Below are 26,571 nucleotides of genomic sequence, written 5' to 3' on the forward strand. Positions count from 1 at the left end.
GGTCCGTTTGCTTGCCAAGGCACAGCGGTTCCATTTTCGCCCATTGGGCATCCGTCAATATCAAGCGATCCATATGCAGTTTAAAGCACATCAGGGACCTTGTGAAAAATCAATTCCAAACAGACCCTGAAAAAAGGCGGCACCCAAAAACTTCTATTTTTTCAAAGCCCGCACGCCTGCATCAGCACGCACATCGCAAGCCCCACCACGCCGATCAGCGTTTCCAGCACGGACCATGTGCGCAGGGTCTGCGGCACGCTCAGCCCCAGCGCATCGCGCACCTGCCAGAAGCCGGAATCATTCATCGGCCCGAACATGACCGCCCCCGCCCCCGTGGCCAGCACCACAAGCTCGGGCGAGACCGTGCTGCCATGCGCCATGATGGGCGCCACGATGCCCGCCGTGGTGCTCATGGCCACCGTGGCCGAGCCCACCGCCACCCGCATGCCCGCAGCCAGCCCGCAGGCCAGCACCAGCAGCGGCACGTGCATGTCCACCGCCGCACGGGCGATCACGTCCGAGATGCCGCTCTCCATCAGTTCCGCGCCAAAGCCGCCGCCTGCCCCGATCATGAGCAGCAGCCCGGCCAGCGGGCCAAGGCATTCACTGGAATACGCCAGCACCTTCTCGCGCGTCATGCCGCGCCGCAGCCCCAGCGTCCAGAATGACAGCAGGGCCGCCAGCGCCAGCCCCACATTGGGGTCGCCCGCAAAGCGCAGCGCCTGCACCCATGCCCCCGGCTGCGGCCCCATGAAGCGCGTGGCAGACCCCGCCAGCATCAGCACCATGGGGGCAAGAATGGTGAACAGGGTGATGCCAAAACCCGGCAGGCTGGCGGGGTCGCGCGGCGTATCGACCCCATGCGCATGCGCGGCCTGCGCCCCGGCATCAACTGGCAGGCGCGGCACGATGAAGCGGGCATAAAGCGGACCGGAAATGATGGCGGCAGGCACGCTGACCACAGCCCCCATCCAGATCAGGCGGCCAATATCGGCATGGTAGGCCGCCAGCGCGAACATGGTGCCGGGATGGGGCGGCATGTAGCCCTGCACGACTGAAAGCGCCGCCGTAACCGGCAGGGCCACGTGCAGGATCGGCATTTTTGTCTGCCGCGCGATGGAAAAGGCCAACGGCACCAGCACCACGAAGCCCACCGTAAAGAACACTGACAGCCCCACCAACAGGCCGATCACCATCATGGCCCAGTCCAGCCGCCCTGGCCCGGCCAGCGCCACCACGGTCATGGCGATGCGATCCGCCCCGCCTGACACCTCGAGCATCTTGCCCAGCATGGTGCCCAGCGCAATGACCGAGGCGATCTGCCCCAGCACCTGCCCCGCCCCTTTCTCGAACGTGTCCACCACATGGCTTGCGGGCATGCCGGCGGCAAAGCCAAGCAGCATGGAGGCAAGGAACAGTGCCAGGAACGGATTGAGCTTGCACCGCTCAATGAGGAAAACGACAACGCATATGGCCGCAACCGCCAGCAGCAGGGCCATTCCGACCGACATCCGATGCCTCTCCTTTCCTGCCCGGCGCCCAGGGCCATTCCACTGAACCCTGGCTCAGTGGAATGGCTCTAGTGCGAAACCGGCGTCGCCGCCTGCCAGCCCCCACCCAGCGCGCGGGCCAGCTGAATGGTGGCCTGCGTGCGCAAATCCTGATTGGACAGCACCGCCGCCTGCGCATCGAGGGCCTGCATGCGGGCCTGAAGCACGTCGCCAAGCGTGCGCTGCCCACCGGCATACAGACCGGCCAGATCATGCGCAACCTGGCCTGCCTGCGCCTGCGCGCGCGTCAGTTCCACATCGCGGGCATCGAGGCCGAGGCGGTTTTCATACCCGTCCTCCACCTCGGCCAGCGCATGCAGCAGGCTTTTGTCATAACCCGCCACCGCCGCGTCGAGCCGGGCGCTGGCGGCATGGATGCGCGCCTGCACACGGTTGGCGGTAAAGATGGGCAGGTAGGTGGTCAGCGCAATCAGTCCCCCCGTGCCCGACATGCCGGGAATGCCATCAAAGCGCAGTCGGCCGTCGCCACCAAAGAACTGCAGCCCGAAGCGTGGCAGCAGGTCGGTCTTGGCACTCTTGAGCCGGTTGAGCGCCGCATCCACCTGATCGCGCCGGGCGCGCACGTCGGGCCTGCGCTCGAGCACCGTGTCCGGCATCTGCCCCACGGGGGCGGGCGGCACGAAATAGGCCGGGGGCGCGGCAGGTACCGGCAGCCCCTCCGGCACCTGGCCGGACAGCACGGCAAGCCTGCGGCGCATGAGGTCGAGCTGGGCCACCAGAACGGGCCTGCGCGCCTTCATTTCCGAGAGTTTCTGCTCGATCAGCCGCACATCCGCCGCCGTGGCCTGCCCCGCTGCAAAACGCGCCTGCCCGTAGGCGTGCAACTGCCCAAGTGTGGCGATGGCCTGATCGGTCAGGGCGATCTGGCGCTGCACACCCTGGGCGCGCAGGTAGCTGTCGGCGGCATCAGCGGCGATGACCATCTGCACGCCATGGAAATATTCTTCCTCCGCCTTCACGCCATCCTTCGCGGCCTTCGCATCGGCATGGCGGCCGCCAAACAGGTCAGGCTCCCACGAGGCGGCAATGCCCGCCAGATGGCCATCGGTGCCCGGATCATTTGCGGGCAGGCTGTATGGATTGCGCCAGTCCATGCCCCCGCCCATCATGTCGCCCGTGGCGCCCACGGTGGGGTACAGCGCCGATTTTGCAATCGTATGCATGGCGCGCGCCTCGCGCACGCGGTCACGCGCAATGCGGATGTCGGGGCTTGCGGCCAGCGCGGTCTCGACCGCCTGCGTCAGCCCCGGATCATGCCACGCCTCCCACCAGCGCGTCAGATCGGTAGGGGCCTGCGCGCCCGCCAGGCCCGCCTGCGTGAACTGCCCCGCCACCGTTACGTGCGACGCGGGCGCATGCGTGCGGAAGGGCGAGCACCCCGCCACAAGCCCCACGGCCACCGCAACACGTCCCATGCGGGCGGCCCGCGCCAATCTGTTCCTCATCATTCCTGCCTTGCCAACATGGATCTGAAGCGCATGAGCGCGAATACAAGAAATACGATGCCCGTCACGGTTACGGTCAGCAGCGGCAGCGCGATCGCCCCCAGCCCGGCATCACGGTACAGGATGGCCTGCGACAGGTTGACGAACTGCGTGGTGGGCAGGAAGCGCACCACCACCTGCATCACCTGCGGCATGCTTTCCACCGGGGTTGCCGCACCCGACAGCAGGTACGCCACCGCATAGACCGGCACCACCAGCAGCCCGAACTGCGGCATGGTGGGCGCAACCGTTGCCAGCATGATGCCCAGCGCCGTGGCCGAGAACAGGTACAGCAGCGAGCACGCGGCAAACAGCGTAACCGAGCCCGCAATCGGCACGCCCAGCCACACATGCACCACCAGCCACAACGAGATGATGGCGCCCACGAAGATGACCAGCCCGTTGGTCACGATCTTGGCCACCGCGATCTCGCTCGCGGTTACAGGCATGACCAGCAGGTGCTCGAGCGTGCCATGCTCGCGTTCACGGATCACCGCCGCCCCCACCAGCACGATGGACAGGATGGTGATGTTGGTCACGATCTGCATGACCGAGGTGAACCATTTCGATTCACTGTTGGGGTTGAAGCGGATGCGGCTCTGCACGGCAAAGGGCACCTGATCGATGGGTGAGGGCACATGCAGCATGTCATCCACCTCCCCCATCAGGATCTCGTTGAGGTATTCCGTGCCCAGCCCGGCCTGCGTCATGGCGGTGGCATCCACGCGCAACTGCACGGCAGGCACGCGGGCCGCCAGCACGTCGGACTGGAAATTGGGGGGGATATCGACCACGAAGATGTAGTCCCCCCTGTCCATGCCCGCGAGCGCCTCGGCCCGGTCCACCATCACGGGTGGCTTGAAGTAGGGCGGCTGCACCGCATCGCGCATGCGGCGCGACAGGGGCGAGTTATCTTCATCAATGAAGGCGATGGTGGCGTTTGACACCTCCACCTTCACCCCGTTGGCCACCAGCAGCACGCCCGCGCTGAAGGCGAACACGATCAGCCCGAGCAGCACCCGGTCATGCACAAGGCTGCGCAGTTCCTTGCCGCACAGCAGGCCAACATTGAGCAGCCAGCGCATCATCCGCTCAGGCTTCCTGTTTTTTCAGCAGCATGCGCGCAGCCAGCATGTAGCCTGCGCCAAAGCAGCCCAGCGCCAGGTACATCGGCCCGAAGCTCGCCCCCCCAGCCCCTTGGTAAAGCAGCCCAGGCTGATGAGCTGGTACCACGTGGCCGGAAAGCCCAGCCCCACGAGGCGGCTGATGCCCGTGAGCGTGGAGGCCGGATACAGCAGGCCGGAGAAATTGACCGCCGGGATCAGGCAGATGATGGACGTGCCGAAAATGGCCGCCACCTGCGAGCTGACAAAGGTTGAAATGAGCAGCCCCAGCCCCGTGGCCGAGAGCACGAACAGCACGCCCCCCAGCGAGAGCGCCAGCAGCGAGCCCTTGAGCGGCACCCCCATCACCACCACGGCCACGGCCACCAGCATGAAGTAGCTGATGGTGGCCAGCGCCACGTAGGGCGCCTGCTTGCCCATGAGGTACTGCCCTACCGAGGCGGGGGAGGCGTAGAGATTGACAATCGAGCCCACCTCCTTCTCGCGCACCACGCCAAGGGCGGTGAGCATGGTGGGGATGAGGATGAGGGCGAGCATGATCACGCCCGGCGTCATGGCGTAGATGCTGCGGAATTCCTGATTGTAGGAAAAGCGCGGCTCCACGGTGATGGGAATGACCGCGCCCTGCGGCATGGCCCGGCCCAGCGTTGCGGCATAGCCCGCCAGCACGCCGGTCACGTAGGCGCGCACATTGGCCGCGAGGAAGGGCACCGCGCCATCGATGATGACCCCGACCTCCGGCCTGCGCCCGGCCTCGAGGTCACGCGCGAAGCCTGCGGGAATGTCGAGCGCAAGCTGCACCCTGCCATTGCGGATGTCGCGGTCCAGCGCATCGGCATCCGCCACAGGGGCAAGTTCATGGAAATAGGCGGAGCCACGGAAACTGTCGATCAGGTCGCGGCTGATGGTGGTGCGGTCATGGTCATCAACCGTAAAGCGCACGCCTTCCACATCGAACGAAATGCTCGAGGCCGCCACCACCAGCAGGATCAGCGGGCCGATCAGGGCAAAGGTCAGGCGCAGGCGGTCGCGCAGCAGCTCCACCCCCTCGCGCCGGGCAAAGGCCCAGGCACGCGGCAGCCACGCGCCCCCCACCGCGCCAAACCGCGCCGCCAGCCTGCCGCCCAGCGCGTGCCACCATGTGCGGGCCGCACTCTGGCGCGCAGGCGCGGTGGCATGGTCCTGCGCATCGGTCGCGGCCTCGGCATCCTGCAAATAGGCGATGAAGGCGGCTTCAAGGTTTGGGGCGTTGCGCTTTTTCACCAGTTCGGCGGGCGTGCCCACGGCCAGCACGTGGCCGCGATGCATGAGCGAGATGCGGTCGCACCGTGCCGCCTCGTTCATGAAATGGGTCGAGACGAAAATCGTCACATGATCCTGCCGCGACAGGCGGATGAGGTGCCGCCAGAACATGTCACGCGCGGCCGGGTCCACGCCGGAGGTGGGTTCATCAAGGATCAGGATTTCGGGGTTGTTGATGCAGGCGGCCGCCAGTTGCAGGCGCTGGCGGATGCCCAGCGGCAGGGAGGCGGGACTGACATCGGCACAGGCGCCGAGTTCAAACGATTCGATGGCCTGCGCCACGCGCTGCGCCGCCTGCGCTGCCGGAATGCGGTAAAGCCGGGCCTGCAACATGAGGTTCTGCCGCACGGTCAGTTCCTCATACAGCGAGAACGCCTGCGACATGTAGCCAATGCGCATGCGGGTTTTCATGTCGCCCGCCGTGATCTGCTCGCCAAACAGCCTGGCCGTACCGCTCGTGGCATCAAGCAGGCCGGTCAGCATCTTCATGGTGGTGGACTTGCCGCAGCCATTGGAGCCGAGGAAGCCGAAGATCTCGCCCCGGCTGATGGTGAAGCTTACGTCGCTCACCGCCGTAAAGCTGCCGAAGCGGCGGGTCAGGTGTTCGGCCTCGATGGCGGGCGGCCCGCCGGGATCGGCATAGGGCGGGATGACGAAGCCGCTGGCCTGCTGCCGCTTGCCCTCGGGCAGGAGCGAGATATACGCCGCCTCCAGCGATGTGGTGTGCGTGCGTTCGAGCACCTTTTGCGTCTGGTCGCTGATCAGCACCTTGCCGTCATCCATCGCCACCAGCCAGGCAAACCGCTCGGCTTCCTCCATGTAGGCGGTGGAGACGATCACGGTCATGGTGGGGCGCTCGCGGCGCAACTGGTCCACCAGTGTCCAGAACTGCTGGCGCGAGAGCGGATCGACGCCGGTGGTGGGTTCATCAAGGATCAGCAGGTCCGGGTCATGCACCAGCGCGCAGCACAGGCTGACCTTCTGCTTCATGCCACCTGAAAGATGGCCCGCCGCGCGATCGGGGAAGGGTGCGAGGCCCGTGGCATCGAGCAGGCGCTGGATGCGGGCATCACGCTCACGCGCATCCATGCCGAACAGGCGGGCGAAGAAATCGATGTTCTCCCACACCGACAGGGTGGGATACAGGTTGCGCCCCAGCCCCTGCGGCATGAAGGCGACACGCGGCAGGAACGCCTCGCGCGCGTGGCGATCGCCTATATCGGCGCCCAGCACATCAAGCCTGCCCGACTGGAGCCTGCGCACACCCGCGATCAGCCCGAGCAGGGTGGACTTGCCCACGCCATCAGGCCCCACGAGACCGATGGTGGTGCCCGCGGGCAGGTCCAGCGTCACATCCGCCAGCGCGGTGACCGCGCCATAGCGATGCGTGACCCCGGCAATGCGGATGCCCGGCGGGTTATGGGGCGCGGCCTCGCTCATTGCGGGGCATCGGCCACATCAAGGCTTGCGGGCCAACGGGCAGCGGGATCGGTGCGCACGTAGCCATCCCCCGTCATGCCCGCCTTGAGCACGCTGCCGTAACGCCCCGCCGTTTCGGGGCTGACCCGCAGCTTGACGCGATAGACCAGCTTGTCACGCTCGGTCGCGGTCTCGACATATTTGGGGGTGAACTGCGCCTCGGGCGAGACGAAGGAAATAGTGGCCGGAATGACCTGCTGGTGCAGCGCATCAAGGGCGATGCGCGCCTGATCGCCCACATGCAGCTGGCCTGCCTGCTGGGCGGGGTAGAACACGGTCAGGTACATATCCGCCGGGTTGAGCAGCGACGCCACGCGGCCACCGCCGGGCAGCACGGCGCCTTTCTCCACGATGCGGTATTCGATCCGGCCGGCCACGGGGGCGCGGATGGTCATGTCATCCTCGGCGGAGCGGGCCTGCGCCACCTGCGCCTGCGCCGCATCGGCCACGGCCTGCGCGCCCTCGACCGCGCGCCCGGCAGCCTCCGCCGCCGCAGTGGCGGTGTCGAGACTGGTCTGGTGCTGGGTCAGTTCCATGTCGGAGACGAGATGCTGGCGGAACATGGTCTGCGCGTGGTCCATGTCGTGCCGTGCCAGGTGCAGCGTGGCCTGCCGCGCATCGCGCTCGGCCTGCGCGCGGGCCACATCCGCCTGTGCGGCGCGCAGGTGGGCGCGGGCGGCATCAAGGCTGGCACGCGCGCTGATGTCATCCTCGCGCGCCAGCACCTGATCGGCGGCAACGAGATCGCCCTCATTGAAATCCAGTTCGGTAACGCGGCCGGGATATTTGACCGCCACGTCAATGCGGGCGAGTTCCAGCCGCCCGTTGGCGCGCGCCAGCCCCGGCGGCAGTTCGCCCCTGTGCTGCACCACGTACCACCCCACGCCACAACCTGCCGCCACAACGACAAGCCCCGCGCCAATGGCTGCGTCACGCCACCTCATGCCATCCGCCCCCTGCTGCCGGGAGCGCACGGGCCGGTCGCAACGGGGGTGGGCAATACGATCATGGGGAGAACCTTCAAAGCCAATGCGGAGACACCATAAGCAGGCAATTCTATACACCCGGGCGGCAAAATGAACTGACATACATCAGTTCAGGGCAGGTTCTCGCCACAGGCCGCGGCCTCCCCCTCACGCAATACGCCCTCCGCCTGCCGCAGCACCACGGCCAGCACCTCCATCATGGCCTGCACCCGCCCTGCCTCCACGCCACCCAGCACGCGGGCCTCCATGCCCGCGCAGGTGTGATGCAGGGCCGCGCACTTGCGCGTGCCGCGCGCGGTCAGGTGCAGGGTCTTGGCGCGGCGGTCAGCGGGGTCGGGGCGGCGCTCGATCAGTCCTTCCTCTTCCAGCAGGTCGAGCACGCGCACCAGGGCCGAACTGTCGGTGTTCATGGCATGGGCGAGCGCGCGCTGGCTGACGCCATCAGGCAGCATCATCAGGTAGGCGAGCGGGCGCATCATCGCCATGCTCATGCCCTCCGGCCGCAGGGCGCGGTCGAGCACCAGCCGCCAGGTATTGGCCAGCCGCATGGTGAGGAAGGTCATCCGCATGTCCTGGAAACCCGTGCCCTCGATATCGGGCAGTGGCGAACGGTCGGTCATGGGCACTCCCTGTGCTGGTTGGTCGGCCACATCGCCTGCCGCGCGATAGCACGCAAGGCGCGCGGGATCATGACCGTTTATGGAGATGGCTGCCCGGCGGCAGAACCGATAGCATCAATATAATTGACATGGCACTAATTGTCATACAATAAATTCCGGCGACGTACCTTTCTCTTCCCACCGCCTGGTTTATCAGGTAGCCCCTACGCCGCCGCCGGGAGTCTTTCGCCCAATGTTGTCCAGCCTGAAGCGCATTTTCTCCGATGATGCCCAATGGGCCGCCACCCGCACCACGGCGGCGTTCAGCGCGCGCGCGCTGCTTTCGGTGGGCATTGCGCTGTTCCTGGCCTTCTCGTTCCAGCTCCAGTCACCCATGAGTTCGGTCACCACGGTCATGATCGTGGCCAACCCCACGGTGGGGGCGCTGGTTTCAAAAAGCGTGTGGCGCATCATCGGCACCATCATCGGCGCCACGATCAGCGTGGGGCTGATGGCGGTGTTCGTGCAGTCGCCGGTGCTGTATTTCATGGGACTGTCGGTGGTGGTGGGGCTGGCCTGCATGGCGGCCACCTTCCTGCGGCTGTTCCGCGCCTATGCCGCGGTGCTCACGGGCTATACCATCGTCATCATCTCCGCCCCCGCGTTTGACAACCCCGATGGCATCTTCCTCTCCGCCATGTCGCGCCTTGCGGCGGTGGTGGTGGGCATTGTCACCACGGCGGCGGTGTTCATGGTCACCTCGCCACGGCGGTCGGACACGCTGTTCACCCAGATCCATGGCCTGTTCCGGGATACGGTCAATTATATCCTGGCCTTCCACCAGGGCTACAGCAACGTGCCCGCGCAGAACCCCGATGCCCTGCCCGGCAGCACGTTCCGCGCCCTGCCCACCACGTTTCATGACAGCCGTGCGGCCATGCTCACCCGCATCGCCCGCCTGTCGGACGCGGTGGAATACGCAGCCGCCGACAATTACGACATCAGCGTGCGCCAGCGCGAGATCCGGGCAGGGCTGGCGCGGCTTTCAGGCATCGTGGCGTCGTACCATCCCCACACCATCACCCCCGCCGATACGGAACAGGACCGCGCGGTGCATGGCGAGATCGAGGCCATGCTGCACACCCTGCTGGACCTGACGAAGGACCAGGCGCTGGAAGCGATGTGGACGCAGGGCTGCGCGCGCATCCAGCACACGCGGGCCATCATGATCGATGAGGCGCGCGCCACGCATTCACCCCGCTCGCTGCTGTTCCTTGATGATATCCAGGACCTGCTCGGCCAGATCGACACGGCGCTGCAGGATCTCTCGCGCCGGGGCAGTGCCGGGCGCAGGCTGCGGCTGCAACCCTATCTGGAATGGCCCACCGCGCTGCGCAACGCGGCCCGCGGCGCGCTGATCACGCTGCTGACAACCCTGATCTGGTACGTGCTGCACTGGACGGCGGGACCAACCATGATGCTGTACGTGGTGGCGGCGGCGAGCCTGCTCTCCACCCTGCCCTCCGCCTCACGCGCGGCGGGGATGATGGCGGCGGGCACGGCGCTGGGCATACCGGCGGGGCTGTTGTGCCATATCTTCCTGCTGCCGCAGATTGATGGCTACCCGCTGCTATGGCTGTCGCTGTGCCTGATGCTGCTACCGGGTGTTTGGTTGCAGTTCCACCCCAAATTCGGCGTGGGCGGCTTTGGCTACGGCGTGTTCTCGACCGTGATGCTGCAGGTCAACAACCCGATCCATTATTACAACGATATCAGCCTGTTCAATGGCTGGATGGCGCTGTTCATGGGCTGCATCATGCTGGTGCTGTCCTTCCGCGTGATCCTGCCGCCCAACCACCGGCTTGATGCCGCCCGCCTGGTCATGTCGCTTACGCGCAGCCTGCGCAGGCTGGCGCTGTCGGGCCGCAGGCAGGGCAAGGAATGGCTGGTATGGGAGAACCTGCAACTGCAGAAGGTGATCCGCCTGGCCATGCGGCTGTCGTTCTTCGCCCGGCCTGCCAGCATGCATGAATATATCGATGCGGCACTGGCCACACTTTCACTGGGGCGGCTGATCGAGCGCATCCGCACCATCGCGGGCAGCCCCGACATCATGGGCGCGCAGCAGGCCGCGATTTATGATGCGCTGGGCACCTTCAGCGAGCTGGCGCACAACCCGCTGCTCACGGCGGCCAGCCTGCGGCGGGCGGCCACCATACTCTGCCCGCCCGATGCCCTGACCCTGCGCCCCGCGGCCCAGGTCGAGGCCATGGCCTGCCTTGAGCAGGCGGCGCGGATCATCGAGGACATACCCGGTTTCCTTGACCAGCGCGGCCCGCTACAATGGGCGGAGGATTATCCCGCCGCCCACCGGCCGCCGCTGGCCGCCGTCAGGACGGAAGCCGGCTGAGCACCGAGAACGACACCGCATCCATCACCGTGGTGTCGACTTCATCGCCGGGCTTGAGGGTCTTGAGGAAGTCCTGCATCGCCTTCTGGCGCACCAGCACCACGCGGGTGATGTCATCGGGGTCGACAAACACGACCTGGTTGCGCGTGGTGTCCACGCCGGTCACCTTCACGCGCTCGCGCTTGAAGGACACCATCATGCCATGCGGGTGCGGGCCGGTGCGGGTGCCGGCGGCGTTCTCGGTCGATTCCGGCAGGGGCGATCCCGGCGGCGCGATGGCGGCATCGATGGTGCGGACAATGCGCAGGCCGATCTTGTCGCCGGGGTTGAGCACCGGCAGCTTGGCGCGCAGGTCGGGGTCGACGCGCACGGTATCAAGGTTGCCCGCCTTGTCGCGCAGCAGGATCATGCCGGCCTCATGGTCCACGCTCTCGACCGTGGCGGTCGCCGTCTGGTTGCCCACGATGACCGGGGCCTGCGCCATGGCGGGCATTGCGGCGGCAGACGCGCCTGCAACCACGCTGGCCAGCGCCAGCGCCACGCGGCGGGATGCAAACAGCTTCACGTTCATAGGTATCGTTCTTCCCTAAAATCTCTTGACGGATGTCAGTCCCTGGCAGGCGGCAATACGCCCGTGCCAGCGCCCTTATCCCATAACGCGCAGAAGCGGTCACGTATCCTACAATGTATGGCGGGCGATGTATGGCGGCCCGCGTCATCGCCCGCCCAACACCTGCGCCCAGCGCATTACCCCCTTCCGCCATGCGGGGCTGCGGGTTACGCGCGCATGGTGTAAGCCTGCCGCATTGCCAGGCACACAAGTCAGGAACCCGACATGACCGACCAGACCCCGCCCGACGCCTTTGCACAGGGCAAGGCAGCCGCCACCAGGGGCGAGCCGCTGATCGAAAACCCGTTTGATGAAACCCTGCCCGCCTATGAGGACTGGAACAAAGGCTGGTGGAGCGTGCGCGAGAACGACGGCGATTTCGATCCGTTTGCCGAGAAATAGGCCCGAAGGCCACGATGGCGTGAGATCAGCCAAACGTGAGGGCGGGCGTGTTGTAGCAGCCCCCCGCGCATGGGATGAAGAACGCTGACGGTTCGTTGAAACAGCGACTGTTCTCAGAAAAAAAGAGGCGGCATCGGCAACGGTGCCGCCTTTTTTTGCGCGCGTTGAGAAGATCAGATGTCTTTGGTGCGGCGTTTTTCAAAACACTCCGAAAAAACGCAGCCCCGTTGAAAAAAGGCGACCGCCGGAAACGCTGCGTGTTTCACGACCGGGCCGACATGCTTCCCGGCGCGGCAGGCTGGGTCTGGGCGGCAGGCGGCTGGCCCATTTTTGCGCATACCCGGAAGGCAAGCAGCGCCCCGGCCAGCGTGAGGAAGGCCGGAATCCACATGTCATGCCCCACATGCGTGAACTCGAGGCCGAGCGCCAGCGCCGTGAGCGGCATGGACATGAACGTGCCCAGGAAGGCAATGCCGCCCAGCAGCGCCACCGTGCCCACATCCACCCCGGGCAGGCAGGCATTCCACCCCCCCGCCAGCACGGTGGCCAGCAGCGCGCCCATGGTCAGGCTGGGCGTGAGCAGGCCGCCCGCGGCGCCTGCCCGCAGCGCCCCCATGATCACCACGATCTTGAGCACCAGCACGGTGGCGGCAAGCTGCGTGCCCAGCTGTGCCGACAGCGCAAGCTGCATCGGCCCGCGCCCGTTGCCCGGCAGTTGCGGGTAGAAGCACGACAGCACGCCCAGCAGCGGAAACACCACAAGGCACCACGCAATGCGCGCCCCGCCCCGCGCCGCGCGGTTCTGCACCACGGCCATCAGCCGCTTGGCCAGTTGCGCGCCCACGCCAATGACCGGCCCCGCGCACAGCGCCCACAGCACCACGGGCGTGGTCACCACCATCGGCCCGATCTCGTACTGGTGCAGGTTGCCCAGCACCGCCCACGGCACGAACGCCCCGATGGCCGAGGCCCCCACCGCGCACAGCACCGCGCGCTGCCCCACCGTGCCGAGCAGCACCTCGAGTATGAACAGCGCACCGCCCAGCGGCACGTTATAGACGGCGGAAAGCCCGGCCCCCGCCCCGCAGGCGATGATGATGCGCCGGTCATCGGGCGCAAGGCCCAGCACGCGGCCGGTGCCGGTGGCCAGCACGGCGCCGAGTTCACGCGGGGCAACCTCGCGGCCAAGCGGCGAGCCAAGGGCCACCGTCACGATCTGGAGCAATACATGCACCGTAGTGGACAGCGCGGGCATGGGCTTGCCCAGCCCCGCCTTGCCCACGGCCGCCGCAATGCTGACCAGCGGCCTGCCAAAACGCCCCAGCGCCCACCAGCCCACGCCCGCCACCACGCCTGCCGCACACAGCGCGGCCACCCGGCGCCATGGCGGCGCGGCGCTCACGCCCTGCACGAATGTGTGCGGCCCGCCGGGCTGGCCGTAGCCATAGGCTGCATGTTGGATCATGTGCAGCAGCACGGACAGCACCGTGCCCCCCACGCCCGACAGGAAACCGGTGGCAATGACCGCCATGGCCATGACCGGCCATGCGGTGGGCGCGCCATGGGGCGCGGGAGCGGGAGCAGGTTGGGTCATGATGAGTGGGATATGCCGGATAAGACGCGGCACGCCAAGCCGGTTTGACCGGCATGGAAGCCCCGACCCGCCCGCCATGGCGCCAGGCGGAATCACGCGCCCGGCCCCCCAGAGCAGATCCAGTTTGAATGGATCCCTTCAAACTGGTGAAGATGCTCGACAAACAATGATTTAGAGCCATTCCACTGAGCCAGGGTCCAGTGGAATGGCTCTGGATTCGGCAATGGCGGGCAGCCTGTTGACAGCGCTGCGCCACCCGTCCTGCGCCACAGGTCAGGAATGGCGAACAGGCCACACCCATAAAGGCAACACCAGGACCCTGCACAACGGGGCTGAAAGGCGCTAGCAACTTCATATTGCTTCGCGATATGGTTGCCTGTACGGAACAGTAGCCATCAGGTGGTGTTTCCAGGGGCAAGGCAGGAAGGGGACGAGATGAAATTCGTTATTGCCATCATCAAGCCGTTCAAGCTCGATGAGGTACGCGAAGGGTTGCATTCCATTGGGGTGGACGCCCTGACCGCAACCGAGGTGAAGGGATATGGCCGCCAGAAAGGCCAGACCGAAATCTATCGCGGCGCCGAATACAACATCCAGTTCCTGCCCAAGATCAAGCTCGAGATCGCGGTGCCCGACGCACAGTGCGACAAGGTGGTGGAAGTCATCCAGTCCGCCTCGTGCACGGGCAAGATCGGCGATGGCAAGATTTTCGTTCTCGACCTGCTGCAGGCAATACGGATCAGGACACAGGAAACCGGAGAAAACGCGCTGTGATCACGAAGATTGGCAAAAGCGCCCGCCATGCCGGGCTGGCGGCGGCGGCTTTTGGCACGTCGATGGCCAGCCTGCCCGCCATGGCGGCCGATGCCCCCCCCGCCATCGACACGGGCGATACCGCGTGGATGCTGGTCAGCACCGCACTCGTGCTGATGATGACCATCCCCGGCCTTGCGCTGTTCTATGCGGGCATGGTGCGCAAGAAGAACGTGCTGGCCACCCTCATGCAGTCCTTCTCCATCTGCTGCATCATGACCGTGGTGTGGATGGTGCTGGGCTACAGCCTGGCCTTTACCTCGGGCAACGCGTTTATTGGCGGGCTGTCGCGCGTGATGCTCAACGGGCTGGGCGCAGGCATCAGCAAGGGCAGTGACGTGGCCTTCACCATGGCCGCGGGCACGCCTGCCGCCACCGCCATGACCATTCCCGAAAGTGTCTGGATGACCTTCCAGATGACCTTCGCCATCATAACGCCCGCGCTGATTACCGGCGCGTTTGCCGAACGCATGAAGTTCAGCGCCCTGTGCGTGTTCACCATCATCTGGTCGCTGATCGTGTACGTGCCTGTGGCCCACTGGGTGTGGGGGCCGGATGGCTGGGTGGCGGCCAAGGTCGGCGCGATCGACTTTGCCGGCGGCACGGTGGTACATATCAACGCAGGCATCGCGGGGCTGGTCGCGGCCCTGGTGATGGGGCGGCGCAAGGGCTTTGGGGAGGACGACTTCTCACCCTACAACCTGACCTATGCCATCATTGGCGCATCCCTGCTGTGGGTGGGCTGGTTCGGCTTCAACGCAGGCTCCGCCGGTGGCGCCAACGGGCGCGCGGGCATGGCCATGGCCACGACCCAGATTGCCGCCGCCGCCGCTGGCGTGTCGTGGATGTGCGCCGAATGGATGAAGACCGGCAAGCCCACCGTGCTGGGCATCATCTCGGGTGCCGTGGGTGGGCTGGTGGCCATTACGCCTGCGGCGGGCTTCGTGCTGCCGGGCGGGGCGCTGATGATCGGGCTGATCGCGGGCGTGGTCTGCTTCTGGGGGGCAACGGGCCTCAAGCACATGATGGGCTATGACGACAGCCTCGATGCCTTTGGCGTGCATGGCATTGGCGGCATCGTGGGCGCGCTGCTGACCGGCGTGTTCGCCTATGGCCCGCTCTCGGCCACCGATGCCAGCCCCGAGGGGGTGAGCGGGTCATTCCACCAGTTTATCGCCCAGGCGGAATCGGTCGGCATTACCGTGGTGTGGTGCGCGGTGCTGACCTTCATCCTGCTCAAGGCCATTGACCTGACCATCGGCCTGCGCGTGACGCGCGATGAGGAAATGGAAGGCCTGGACATGAGCCTGCATGGCGAACGGATCAATTCCTGACCTGATTGCCTGTATGCAACATTACGGAAAAGGGCGGCCTTGCGGGGCCGCCCTTTTTTTCTGGCCCCTGCACACGGCCAGTGCCCCAAACCGGTTTTCAGGTCCCGCCCGCAAGGATCACGTCACGCACCATGGCGCAGCGGGAACCAATGGGAAAACCACCAGCTTCCTCATCACGCAACAGGCCTGCCAGACGTGCATCCTGTGCAGCGGGCGGGAGCAGCCGGAAGCCTGCCCGCGCATAAAAAGGCCCGTTCCATCCAACAGTGCGGAATGTGGTCAGTGTGATGCGGGCAAGACCCGGCAGGCGTGCAGCACCCTCATGGGCGGCCGCCAGCAGGCTCCGCCCCAGCCCCCTGCCCTGCGCCGGATGTGCGACCGATATTTCAAGCACATGCAGGTCAGCGCCATATTGCCGCGCGCTTAAGAAACCAACGGGCTGATCCCGACCATCTACTGCAACCCAGCACAGGCCGTGGGCAATGCAGCCTGCATGCACGGCAGGTGGCAACCCGTCAGCCTGTGCCAGCCAGGCCAGTGCGGGCACGGCCAGGAAGGCTTTTGCGGCAGAGCGCTCGATAGCAGGCAGGAGACCTGCCTCTTCAGGCCGGGCCGGGCGGATGGAAAAGGTCATGGCAACGGCCCCTCGATCATGATGCGCTGCCCCTGCAGTAAATGGCAGGGCGTTTCAGGGCTGCGCCATGCCTCTGGCCTGCGCGGCCCAGGCCAGTATGCGCGCCCGGTCCTGCGGGCTGAAGAGACGCCATGGATAACAAAAGGACGTCAGCTTTCCCTGCTTTACCTCCAAAAAGCGCGGAGTCGAGATTATGCGCACGACCGTCCACGGGGTAAAAACCCTTACGGTGTCCTGGTCCATGTCCAGCAATCTGATGCCCTGCGCATCAATCCGCACCCTTGCCATGGGCTGTGCCTTGATCTGACGCAGGTAGTTTACAAACAGGAATACAATACTGAGAACGACACTACCCGCATTGATGCAAAGGGTCTGTGGATCAAGGCCAAGGAGCAGGCGCACCCTGTCAATCATGTCCGTTGCACCGAACAGAATTGTCCTGCGATCCGTTAGCGAGAACATTAAAACCAGATGCAGCATGAGCATCAGCCCCAAAGTCATGAACGCGGCATAGGGAACAAGTTTTAAAAAGATAGAAAACCGCTCCCCCCTGGTGAACGACAGGGGAACGGTCACTTCATCCCCTTGCGCATCCAACCGTGCCGGGAGGGCCGTGGTGCCAGCAGGGGGGCATGCGGCAACCGGGGCCGCCTTATGCATGCACACCATCTGGACGAGCGCCTTCGCCCGGGGCACGTCCTGCGGGGCGAAACTGTTCCAGGTGATGACATGCCGCTTGCTCCGGCTCCGCATGCGCAGGACCAGAAGGCGTCGTGTCGGACGTATTATCCTGAAATCATCCCACGCAATGTCGGTATATAATCCATTGGCATCCCGGGCTGAAATGCTCTTGGCAGAGAGGACATAGGTCGTACCACGCCGGACATTGCGCCGACAGTACACAACAAGACACCGCCAGAACCACCCCGAGGCGACAAGAACAATAAACGTCAGCGCTGCAGGCTGGAGGGCGCCCAGGGCAATCAGTTCCATCACCACCCCCCATTCCCTCTGGCCTACGGCATGATCGAAAGGAGGATAATCATGCGTCTGCAAACTGATGGACCAGAACAGGCCCAGCAATATTCCATTTGCCAGCAGCTGTTTCCAGCCCAGCAGGATTTCGGCCAGTACATCGAGCGGGGTTGTCCTGAGCCTGCCCGTGATGGGCTGCAAACCGGTCCCGGCCTGCGGTTCGGTTGTGGCATCATCCGTTACGGGGCCGGGCGGAGGCGCATCATCGTGCATGACGACTTACACCCCTGCCTGCAGCCTGCATGGCAGGCGGAACGGGAAATGGAAAAGAGCGGTTCTGAAACCAAAGATAATGCAATTAATATTCAACAAACAATTCCCGGTCTTTAAAAATGAAACAGAAGGTTCATTTTTATATCAAATGCCTGAACCGGGAAAGGTAAATGGATTTTGCCTCATTGTTTCAGGCAACAGATCTGAACCTGCCTGCGCGCATGAGCGTTTTTTCAACCGTTTTGAAGGAATGTCGCCTTTTTTAATAAAGGCGATACTCAAAAACTTTTATTTTCTATCAGAAGTTCTGTGAAATACCGGTCAGGATCGTGCGCCGCAGCCCGTATTGCGGGGCGCCCACGCCAATGCCCGTGCCGCTGCGCAGCATGTAGGGGTGGTCGAACAGGTTGGTCACGTCCAGCCGCAACTGCGTGGTGCGCAGGAAGCGCGAGTGGAACAGGTCGCGGAAGGACTGCACCAGCGCCAGGTTGAACGTGGCGTATTGCGGGATCACGCCGCCATTGGGCACGGTATCCGTATCTTCGCGCAGGCCGCTGCCATAGACCATGGTGGCCGAGAGCAGCGTGGGGTGCCCGGTGCGGTGGAAGAAGGTGTAGGACCCACCGGCCGAGGCGGTCCAGCGCTGGTCATGGTCGAGATGCACCCAGTGCTGGCTGATATAGGCCAGGTCACCGGGATCAAAATTGAACTGTGCGCTGGTAATGTCCTTGCCGATGGCGCGCGACCACGCAAAATTGCCGTAAAGCGAAAGCGGCCCGCGATCATAGGAGGTCGAGACCTCATAGCCGTTCACCTGCCCGCGCCGGTAATTGAAGCCCGACAGGATGATGGGCGCGCCGAACTGCCCCTCGTCAATCAGGTTATGGGCCAGCTTGTAATAGGCATCGAACGATACCCGCCAGCCGGGCAGGATGACCTGCTCGATCCCGGCATCGAAGTAATGGTCGCGCTCGGCCTTGACCGTGCTGCTGCCGGTGCCGGCCGCCGCACCCGAAGTACCCGCAAACTGCTGCAGGTCGGCGCCACCCACCACCTCGAAGGGCGGGGGCGTGAAGTAGCGGGAGTAACCCGCATGCAGCGTTGCCCCCTTCCACGCGCGCCACACCACGTTGATGCGCGGGCTGAGCTGGTGCTCGTTGGTGTATTCGCCCACGCCATCAAAGCGCAGGCCGTAATTGACCGTGACATTGCGCAGCGGCCGCCACTCATCCTGCACGTACAGGCCATAGACATCGCCCGTGCGGCCATTGCCGGTATGGATGGACTGGAGCGCCCCCGTATCGTTGTTCTGTACCAGTGAATCCGCCTTGGTGATGTTGCGCTCGGCAAAGACCTGAAAGCCGAAGCGCACGGTATGGTCGGGCCGCACGCGCCAGGTCACGTCGCTCTGGGTGCCGGTTGACATGACCGAGCGCTCGGCATGCTGGCTTATGCCCATATAGGCCAGGTCGCCCAGATCGGGGTCGGGGCTGTAGCCCAGGCTGCTGTAGCGCGAGAAAACCGATGTCTGGAGCGAGAAGGCCCCGATCTCTTTTTGCAGCGACAGGATGCCGAAATCGGTGATCTGCTTCTGGCGTTCATTGAGGTTGGAGGCCCCTGGCGCACCCGGCACCGACACGCACGCCGAATCATCGCCCGCGCAGGGAAAGGTCTGGCCGCCGATATTGGGCAGCTGGTACTCGGCGTTCGACACGCCCGCAATCAGGCTGAGCCGCGTGTTCTCATCCACCGTGTAACGCAGGTGGCCAAGAAAATGGTACTGGTTGCTCAGGTCATGCAGCGCGTTGAAGGATGGCGTGGTGTTCTCGATACCCACCCGGTCATGCACGTAATCGGCGGTGAAGAAGTAATCCCACTTGCCATGCTGCCCCCCATACTGCGCGGAGGGGAAGAAGTAATCACGCGCGCCACCATAGATGGACACGTTGCCGCCCTTGTTGGTCGCACCATTCTTGGTGGTGATGTCAACCACGGCCGCCTGCAGGAAGCCGTACTGCACCGGCAGCGCCCCGGTGGAGAGCGACAGGTTATCGGCAAAGCGGGTCATGAGTGTCTGGCCAAACACGTTCATGCCTTCGGGCAACTGCACGCCATCAAGGCGGAACTGCACCTCGTTATGGTCGCCGCGCACGTGAATCTGGCCGTAGCTGTCCTGCGCCACACCGGGGGCCTGCAGCAGCACGCTGTTCAGCCCGGTATTGTCGCCGCCGGGAATGGTCTCGATCGCCTTGCGGCTGAAGGCATGCACCGTCGCCCCCGTGGAGGGCTGCAACTGCACGCGCGCGCGGTCGAGGCGTGCGGTAACGGTCATGGTCTCGGGCGCGGAGGAAGCGCGGTCGAGCACCTGCGCCTGTTTGACGGTGGCCTGCGGGTCATCGGACGGTGTGGCGGTCGCAGGCACGCCCTGCGCGAGGGCAGTCGTAACGGGAGTCAGCGCGGTTATGGCCGCCAGCATGGCACGGGAAAGGGGACGGGGAAAAAACCATAGGCGCGTCATGGCGGAAAGGCTCGCATCCGGTGAGGTGGTTTCGGGAGGGGCAGCTTTATTTGGTACAATATAACATAACAACATGAAAAAGCAGTTGCCTTCGCCGGGCTTGCCAGATGTTGTATTTATGCAACAGAACGCTTCGGCCAGAATGGGCGCACCGTGTAACCGCCGCTCCCCACACACAGGAGACTACCCCTGTTGCGCTACCTGCCAGTGGTCTATTATGGTTTGCAGTCCTGCTTTAATACGGTATTATTAAATATAAATATTTCATTTGTTCTGAACAATTGTAAAAACTGCCTGGTAAAAATATTATCCATAATGCTTCAGGAAACATCGCCTTTTTGAAAAAAGGTGGCACCCAGAAATTTTTATGAATTTTCATCAACACGTTATTTTAAAATACTCTCCTGAGGAAGGAACCCGGCATGGCCGATACCCCGCTCCCCCTGACCGCGAGACTCTGGCGCGCTCGCTACAGGCAACCGGCCTGCCCGCTGCCATCGTGGCCCATCTTGCCGCACAGGCCCGGCCTGCCGTGCTCATGCCCACCACGGCGGGGGATGAGGACACCATTCCCGCCGGGGCCTCGAAACTCGGCGGCCGCCCCGACCTGCCGCAGGGCATGGCTTGGCCCCTGCGGCCGCCCTACCCCGATGCCGACAGGCGGGCACAATACTACAACCACAAGGCGGATGACCTGCTGGCCAATCCGCCCTCATGGGCAGGTGCGGAGGGAGCCGAACGCTTCAGCCGCGAATACCGGGCCAAGGCGCAGGCGGTGGCGACGGATTTCCCGCTGGCCTTCTTCGGCCAGTTCAATCTGGCCGAACTGGCGCAGGCACCGGGTTTTGACCCGATTTTTCCCACCGAGGGCCGCCTGCTGGTCTTCTATGATTACTGGATAGAGCCGGAAGAATTCACCCACGAAGCCGCCGTGGGGTGGCGCGTGATATGGGACCCCTCACCCGTGGCTGAACTGGTGCGCGCGCCGGTGCCTCAAGCCCTGCTGGCGATCTCGAACGATGAGTGGAGCTGCGTCTTTCCCCCCGCCCCCGTGACCACGCCGCGTTCCGTCATCACGCCCATGCCATACAATGACAAGGGATGGGATGCCTTTCCCTTGGATTACAATGCGGAATTCGCGGCCTATGATGGGTGGTTCTGCGCTTTCGGCACGCCCGATGAGGCTGGGCGTGACAACCACCAGTTTGGTGGCTTTCCGCAACCTTTACAGAACGGCCTTCAGGCCCGCAGCCAGCTTGCCGCCAATGGCCTGAACTGCGGGGGCGATGTATGGAGCACGGCCCAGGCAAAGGCACTGCTCAAGTCTGCCCCGGCGTGGCGGCTTGTCGTGCAGATCGGGGCAGACCCGCATGCGCGGCTTGCCGATGTCGGGGCCTATTACGTGATGATGCACGAGGCTGATATCGCGGCCCGCCGGTTTGACCGGGCGCGTGTCGTCTATCAGTGCGATTAGGCGCGAGCAGCTTACATAAAGGTCCTTCATCCCTGCGTGTGCGGGGAACACTCGCGCAGCACGGTGTAATTGCCACCCAATGCCGGTTCATCCCCGCGTGTGCGGGGAACACGGCTTTCGCGATTTCCTCGCGGATTTCCTCGTCGGTTCATCCCCGCGTGTGCGGGGAACACTCCACCTCGATGCGCACCAGCTCGGGCAGCTCCGGTTCATCCCCGCGTGTGCGGGGAACACCCGCGTGCCGCCATCTGATCCAGCGCCGTCGCCGGTTCATCCCCGCGTGTGCGGGGAACACGCGTATTTGAGCGCGCTCTGGAAACCGTATTTCGGTTCATCCCCGCGTGTGCGGGGAACACCGGATGCGGCCCGCAGGATTTCGGTCGGGTCGTGGTTCATCCCCGCGTGTGCGGGGAACACGGGGGGTCAAAGTATGCGATGTCGCATGACACCGGTTCATCCCCGCGTGTGCGGGGAACACGATGCCACCGGCATCCGCCGCGTGGCCGGTGCCGGTTCATCCCCGCGTGTGCGGGGAACACTCAAGGGTTCACGTTTGGAGTTCAGGGGATTTCGGTTCATCCCCGCGTGTGCGGGGAACACTCTTCGTGGAATCTATTGATTCCACAGCCTTATTTTACTGTCAAAGAAACTACCAGCCCAAACGTCCCTTTTTCCCTACCTCTTTTCGTGCCCCCGGAAAAGGATCATCCACAGGTTTCACGCTGCAGCGCAGGCAGGCAACATCCGGGTGCGGCGTTTTTCAAAAAGCCTCGTCAGAACCCGCCTTCATCCCTCCATCACCACCGGCGGCAGGCGCGGTCCTTCGCGCAGATAGGCATTGAGGAAGGTGCGCACCGCCGAACGCGCAATGAAATCGATATGCGCCTGATCAGTACTGACCGGCAGTTGCAGGCGCGAACGCGCGGTAATGCGGGTCTGGCACAGGGCGTAGAACTGCTCGGCGGCAAAAACCGGGTCGGGGATGTTCAGCACGCCGGAATCATTATGCTGCATCAGCCAGGCGGAAAGGATGTTGATGGCCTTCTGCGGGCCATGCTTCCAGAACGTCTCGGCCAGTTCGGGAAAATTGCCTGCCTCGGAGATGATGATCCGGTTGAGCATGAGAGACAGCGGCGAAGTCAGCAGCCGGATCATGGCCACGGCCAGGTGCTCGAGCGATTCCGTCAGGTTCGCCCCTTCATCAATGCGGCTGAACAGCAGCGGCATCTTCTCGCACGCGCACTGCTCCACAAAGGCGGAGAACAGCGTGGCCTTGCTGTCAAAGTAATTGTACAGCGTGCCCTTCGACACCCCGGCATCACGCGCGATGCCTGACATGCTGGCCCCTTCGTAGCCGTTATGGGCAAACACACGCGCTGCCCCCGCCAGGATCTGCTGGCGCTTGGCGGCGGAAGCACCCGGGGGCAGGCTCTCGCCGGCCCGCATTTTGCCTGAATGGCCTGGCGTGGTGCCCATTGAAATCATCCTGCTCCCGCGGTTGGCGCGTACTTTCGATTGACCCCGTGAGGAAAGCCGATAGGCTAGGGGACTGACCGAACTGATCGGTCATTCATGCCATGGTTTAAAAACCATGCCAAGAATACAGAATTTACATCAGCTGTTTCAGGTGCAACAGGGGGGCCATGTCGGTGGGTAGGGGAATTTCATGGCGCACGGCCGTGGTCGGGTTGTCGGTCATGACCGCCGGGTGTGCGGTTGGCCCGAATTTCCACAAGCCCAAGCCGTGGGTTCCCAACCAGTATGGTGGCCCGGACCGCATCGCGGCCGCAACCGACAGGAATGGCAAACCCGCCCCGGTCGCCAGCCAGACCACCCCCGATGACCCCGATACCGCCTGGTGGACCATCTTCAACGATGCCGAACTGACCAGGCTCGAGCAGCGCGTGGCAACCGACAACCTTGATGTCCGCGCCTTCGCCTACCGCATGGCCCAGAGCCGGGCCGAACTGCGCATTGCCGGCGCCGAGCGCTACCCTGCCATGTCGGCCACCGGCTCCTACGCCCGCCAGCAGTACAGCACCAAGATGCTGCAGCGCATCGTGACCGACGTGCAGAGCGAACACCCCGAATTCGGCCAGGTGGTCGGCACGCCGGGGCAGGCCAAGATTCCGCTGTTCAACCAGTGGCGCGACAGCGTGGACGCCACATGGGAACTGGACCTGTGGGGCCGCGTGCGGCGTGAATACGAGGCCGCGGCCGCAAGTTCGCAGGCGGTCAACGAATCCCGCCGCGGCATGCTCATCTCGCGCCAGTCGGAAGTGGCGCGTGACTACATGGAACTGCGCAACACGCAGCAGCAGTTGCGCATTCTGCTTGAAAACCGCGATGTGGCAAAAACCATGCTGGACCTGAACCAGCAGCGCTACACCAAGGGCCTGGCCAGCAACCTTGAGGTGGAGCAGGCCCGCGCGCAGTACGAGAACACGCTGGCCCAGATCCCGCAGCTTGAGCAGCAACTGGCCATGCAGGTCAATGCGCTGAGCCTGCTCATGGGCGCGCCGCCGCGCGCGCTGTCCGATGAGCTGCTCACCGCCGCCGCCATTCCGCCCGTGCCGCCGCGCGTGCCGGTGGGCGTGCCCTCCGAACTGGCCCGCCGCCGCCCCGATATCCGCCGCGCGGAGGCCAACCTGCACGCCGCCACCGCCCAGGTGGGCGAGGCCGTGGCCGAGTTCTACCCGCGCGTGACCATCAATGCAGGCTTCGGCTTCGAATCCCTCTCCTTCCGCGACCTTGGCTTCTGGAACGCCAAGGCGTGGAATGTCGGCCCCTCCATCACGCTGCCCCTGTTCCAGGGCGGGCGCCTGCGCGGCCAGCTTGAACTGCGCAAGGCCGCCCAGAAGGAAGCCGCCATCAACTACCAGAAAACCGTGCTCGGCGCCTGGCACGACGTGGATAACGCGCTCACCGCCTATACCGACGAGCAGCGCCGCCATGACAGCCTCGAGCAGCGCATGCAGGCCAGCCACCACGCGCTGGAACTGGCACAGAACCAGTACCGCAACGGCATGGTGACCTATCTCAACGTGCTTGATGCCCAGCGCCAGTACCTCGGCGCCGAATCCGACCTTACCACCAGCACCGCCGCCATATCGGGCAATCTGGTGCGGCTGTACAATGCGCTTGGCGGCGGATGGGAGACAACCTACCCCGACACGCCCCGCCGCAAGCAGGCCGCCGCCACGCCGCGCCCGGCTGCCACGGGCGGCGCGCCTGCCACCCCCGCTCCTTCCACCACGCCGGACCAGCCTGCCTGATGGCCTGCGTTAAAAGCTTGGCGCGCGCGCGCCTTGCTAGTATAAGCCGCCCCGTTCCCGACTGGCAGGCCAGTGGCTGCCACACGGAAGCATGGCGCAGGGACCTGTTCGTATGATTACATTGCCCCCCGACTATCGCCCCTCGGATGATGAGGAATTCATGAATCCGCAGCAGGTGGAATATTTCCGCCTCAAGCTGCTGAAATGGCGGGCGGATCTTCTCAAGGAAGCAGATGAAACGCTGGCCAGCCTGTCGGAAGGCGGCATCCATGAAGCCGACATCACCGACCGCGCCAGTGTCGAGACCGACCGCGCGCTCGAACTGCGCACGCGTGACCGTGCGCGCAAGCTGATCTCCAAGATCAACCAGGCCCTGCTGCGCGTTGAAGCAGGCACCTATGGCTACTGCGAGGAAACCGGCGAGCCGATCGGGCTCAAACGCCTCGAGGCCCGCCCCATCGCCACCCTGTCGATCGAGGCGCAGGAGCGCCACGAACGCATGGAGCGCATCCACCGCGACGACTGACCCCTTCCCTGCCCGGCTGAAACGCCCCAATTTGCCAAAAGGCGATAAAAGGGGGTTGCCAGCCGGTGCAGGAAAAGTTAGGAAGCCCGCATACCGTGCTGCTGTAGCTCAGTGGTAGAGCACTCCCTTGGTAAGGGAGAGGTCGACAGTTCAATCCTGTCCAGCAGCACCATTCTTTCCCGTTTGTTATCAAGGCACTCCAGAGCCTGCCAGAATGGCCGTTGCGGCTTCAGGTATGCCCGGTTGTGGCACGTGGCATGGCTGTGACCGGACGCTGCCGCGCATGGCGCATCAGGCTGCCTGCCTGTCGGCAAAGCCAGAACTTTCCCCATCCTGCCGCGTTACTGTCTCAATACACCAAATGGTTTTGAGCCAACGCCCTTATGAACGTGTCCGGGCAGCGCCTTTTTTCAAAACGGGGCGTTGCCAGAAGCCTTTTGAAAAAATCTTCACCAAATCCGTCCAGGGTTTATGCGCGGCCATGGGCATACATTTTTCAGGTGGCCTGCACGGGCCGATCCCGCCACACCCACGTGGGCCCGGATATTTGACAGAGGCAGTATGAATGCACCCGTAGCCACCCGTTTCACGCCATTATGGCCCCGCCTGCGACAGGCGACAGCACTTGTGGCAGGTCTGCTCGGCCTCTGCGGCCTTTCGGGGTGTGGTTATACGGATTCACGCGCCGCCCATCGCGCGCAGATGACCATGATCGGCATGAACAGCACGGATGTGCAATCCTGCGTGGGTATTCCGGACAAGACCAAGAAAATCAGCGATACGGTGCAGATTTTTGAATATTCCCGCACGCTGAACATTCCTTCCACCAATGATTCGACGCTGATCCCGCTCCAGTCGGTCGTCAACCTGACCGAAACGACGCTTGGCGGCGCAGGCAAGACCTGTGTTGCCGATATCCGCCTTGAAAACGACCGGGTGACCGAGGTGCATTATAGCGGCGATGATGATGAAATGATCGGGACAGACGGCGTGTGTTCCATCGTGACCCGTGGCTGCGTGCGCCAGCCGGTCGCATCCATGCGGCATGTAAAGACAGGGGTTTTCAGCCCCGTTTCCGCCTTTCACTCACCCAGGCTCGACACGCAGCCCGCAGCGGCAACGCCTGCGCCAGCAAACACAAAATAAGAGTTTCCGGGTGTCGCCTTTTTTCAAAAAGGCGGTGTCTTT

20 protein-coding genes, 1 tRNA gene, 1 pseudogene and 1 CRISPR repeat array are annotated in these 26,571 nt (G+C 64.2%); of the genes and pseudogenes, 10 read left to right on the forward strand and 12 right to left on the reverse strand.

What is annotated here, in order from left to right; genetic code table 11:
• Positions 1–161: 161 nt before the first annotated feature.
• The 6 genes and pseudogenes from HNW77_RS03660 to HNW77_RS03685 all read right to left on the reverse strand — a co-directional run bounded on the left by HNW77_RS03660 (position 162) and on the right by HNW77_RS03685 (position 8,566).
• Complete coding sequence (locus HNW77_RS03660; protein WP_172155503.1) at positions 162–1,511, reverse strand: GntT/GntP/DsdX family permease; 1,350 nt, start codon at positions 1,509–1,511, stop codon at positions 162–164.
• Between the two features lie 68 nt (positions 1,512–1,579).
• Positions 1,580–3,016 (reverse strand): TolC family protein, encoded by a 1,437-nt coding sequence (locus tag HNW77_RS03665; protein ID WP_172155677.1) that lies wholly within the window; start codon positions 3,014–3,016, stop codon positions 1,580–1,582.
• Entirely contained in the window at positions 3,016–4,143 is a 1,128-nt protein-coding gene (locus tag HNW77_RS03670; protein WP_172155505.1) for an ABC transporter permease, read from the reverse strand. Before HNW77_RS03670 ends, HNW77_RS03665 begins: the two co-directional genes overlap by 1 nt.
• 4 nt (positions 4,144–4,147) lie before the next feature.
• Positions 4,148–6,921 (reverse strand): annotated as a pseudogene (gene rbbA / locus HNW77_RS03675) (ribosome-associated ATPase/putative transporter RbbA).
• Positions 6,918–7,904 carry an HlyD family secretion protein gene (locus tag HNW77_RS03680; protein WP_172155507.1) on the reverse strand — a complete coding sequence of 329 codons (987 nt, stop codon included), beginning with the start codon at positions 7,902–7,904 and terminating at the stop codon, positions 6,918–6,920. The pseudogene rbbA and the gene HNW77_RS03680 overlap by 4 nt, the downstream one beginning before the upstream one ends.
• A 152-nt stretch (positions 7,905–8,056) precedes the next feature.
• The gene (locus HNW77_RS03685; RefSeq protein ID WP_172155509.1) at positions 8,057–8,566 is read right to left on the reverse strand and encodes a MarR family winged helix-turn-helix transcriptional regulator; all 510 of its coding nucleotides are present in this window, start codon (positions 8,564–8,566) and stop codon (positions 8,057–8,059) included.
• A 232-nt stretch (positions 8,567–8,798) separates the two neighbouring features.
• Here HNW77_RS03685 and HNW77_RS03690 point away from each other — a divergent pair, with 232 nt between their 5' ends.
• Positions 8,799–10,955 (forward strand): FUSC family protein, encoded by a 2,157-nt coding sequence (locus HNW77_RS03690; protein ID WP_172155511.1) that lies wholly within the window; start codon positions 8,799–8,801, stop codon positions 10,953–10,955.
• Here the strand turns inward: HNW77_RS03690 and HNW77_RS03695 are convergent.
• The gene (locus HNW77_RS03695; protein WP_172155513.1) at positions 10,936–11,526 is read right to left on the reverse strand and encodes a preprotein translocase subunit YajC; all 591 of its coding nucleotides are present in this window, start codon (positions 11,524–11,526) and stop codon (positions 10,936–10,938) included. The genes HNW77_RS03690 and HNW77_RS03695 overlap by 20 nt on opposite strands.
• 264 nt (positions 11,527–11,790) lie before the next feature.
• On the opposite strand from HNW77_RS03695, the gene HNW77_RS03700 reads away from it, so the two are divergent.
• The gene (locus HNW77_RS03700) at positions 11,791–11,967 is read left to right on the forward strand and encodes a hypothetical protein (protein ID WP_165165649.1); all 177 of its coding nucleotides are present in this window, start codon (positions 11,791–11,793) and stop codon (positions 11,965–11,967) included.
• Positions 11,968–12,229: 262 nt separating this feature from the next.
• Here the strand turns inward: HNW77_RS03700 and HNW77_RS03705 are convergent, their stop codons facing one another.
• Positions 12,230–13,504, reverse strand: coding sequence for a chloride channel protein (locus tag HNW77_RS03705; RefSeq protein ID WP_172155678.1), 1,275 nt, complete (start codon positions 13,502–13,504; stop codon positions 12,230–12,232).
• Between the two features lie 492 nt (positions 13,505–13,996).
• Here HNW77_RS03705 and HNW77_RS03710 point away from each other — a divergent pair, with 492 nt between their 5' ends.
• The gene (locus tag HNW77_RS03710; RefSeq protein WP_172155515.1) at positions 13,997–14,335 is read left to right on the forward strand and encodes a P-II family nitrogen regulator; all 339 of its coding nucleotides are present in this window, start codon (positions 13,997–13,999) and stop codon (positions 14,333–14,335) included.
• Positions 14,332–15,708: an ammonium transporter gene (locus HNW77_RS03715; RefSeq protein WP_172155516.1), complete on the forward strand. Its 1,377-nt coding sequence runs from the start codon at positions 14,332–14,334 to the stop codon at positions 15,706–15,708. Before HNW77_RS03710 ends, HNW77_RS03715 begins: the two co-directional genes overlap by 4 nt.
• A 97-nt stretch (positions 15,709–15,805) precedes the next feature.
• On the opposite strand, the gene HNW77_RS03720 is transcribed toward HNW77_RS03715, so the two are convergent.
• Both HNW77_RS03720 and HNW77_RS03725 read right to left on the reverse strand, forming a co-directional pair.
• Positions 15,806–16,342: a GNAT family N-acetyltransferase gene (locus HNW77_RS03720; RefSeq protein ID WP_172155518.1), complete on the reverse strand. Its 537-nt coding sequence runs from the start codon at positions 16,340–16,342 to the stop codon at positions 15,806–15,808.
• A 54-nt stretch (positions 16,343–16,396) separates the two neighbouring features.
• Positions 16,397–17,335, reverse strand: a complete 939-nt coding sequence (locus HNW77_RS03725) for a hypothetical protein (protein ID WP_172155520.1) — start codon at positions 17,333–17,335, stop codon at positions 16,397–16,399.
• A gap of 51 nt (positions 17,336–17,386) precedes the next feature.
• Here HNW77_RS03725 and HNW77_RS03730 point away from each other — a divergent pair, with 51 nt between their 5' ends.
• On the forward strand, positions 17,387–17,707 hold the full coding sequence (locus HNW77_RS03730) for a hypothetical protein (RefSeq protein WP_172155522.1): 321 nt from the start codon (positions 17,387–17,389) through the stop codon (positions 17,705–17,707).
• 181 nt (positions 17,708–17,888) lie between these two features.
• Here the strand turns inward: HNW77_RS03730 and HNW77_RS03735 are convergent, their stop codons facing one another.
• Positions 17,889–20,108 (reverse strand): TonB-dependent receptor, encoded by a 2,220-nt coding sequence (locus tag HNW77_RS03735; protein WP_172155524.1) that lies wholly within the window; start codon positions 20,106–20,108, stop codon positions 17,889–17,891.
• 367 nt (positions 20,109–20,475) lie between these two features.
• Between HNW77_RS03735 and HNW77_RS03740 the strand changes: the two genes are divergently transcribed.
• A complete protein-coding gene (locus tag HNW77_RS03740) occupies positions 20,476–21,582 on the forward strand; it encodes a DUF1963 domain-containing protein (protein WP_172155526.1) in 1,107 nt (368 codons plus the stop codon).
• A 22-nt stretch (positions 21,583–21,604) separates the two neighbouring features.
• A CRISPR array of direct repeats spans positions 21,605–22,182; the repeat unit is 29 nt; unit sequence CGGTTCATCCCCGCGTGTGCGGGGAACAC.
• A 186-nt stretch (positions 22,183–22,368) separates the two neighbouring features.
• On the opposite strand, the gene HNW77_RS03745 is transcribed toward HNW77_RS03740, so the two are convergent.
• Entirely contained in the window at positions 22,369–23,058 is a 690-nt protein-coding gene (locus HNW77_RS03745; protein WP_172155528.1) for a TetR/AcrR family transcriptional regulator, read from the reverse strand.
• A 167-nt stretch (positions 23,059–23,225) separates the two neighbouring features.
• On the opposite strand from HNW77_RS03745, the gene HNW77_RS03750 reads away from it, so the two are divergent.
• From HNW77_RS03750 to HNW77_RS03765, 4 genes are all read left to right on the forward strand, one after another.
• The gene (locus HNW77_RS03750; RefSeq protein ID WP_172155530.1) at positions 23,226–24,857 is read left to right on the forward strand and encodes an efflux transporter outer membrane subunit; all 1,632 of its coding nucleotides are present in this window, start codon (positions 23,226–23,228) and stop codon (positions 24,855–24,857) included.
• 112 nt (positions 24,858–24,969) lie between these two features.
• Complete coding sequence (dksA, locus tag HNW77_RS03755) at positions 24,970–25,383, forward strand: RNA polymerase-binding protein DksA (RefSeq protein ID WP_025439494.1); 414 nt, start codon at positions 24,970–24,972, stop codon at positions 25,381–25,383.
• 97 nt (positions 25,384–25,480) lie between these two features.
• Positions 25,481–25,555, forward strand: a tRNA-Thr gene (locus tag HNW77_RS03760).
• Between the two features lie 389 nt (positions 25,556–25,944).
• Entirely contained in the window at positions 25,945–26,529 is a 585-nt protein-coding gene (locus tag HNW77_RS03765) for a hypothetical protein (protein WP_241694276.1), read from the forward strand.
• Positions 26,530–26,571: the final 42 nt, after the last annotated feature.

The sequence above is a fragment of the Komagataeibacter melomenusus genome (genome assembly GCF_013155395.1).
GTDB classification, from domain to species: Bacteria; Pseudomonadota; Alphaproteobacteria; order Acetobacterales; family Acetobacteraceae; genus Komagataeibacter; species Komagataeibacter melomenusus.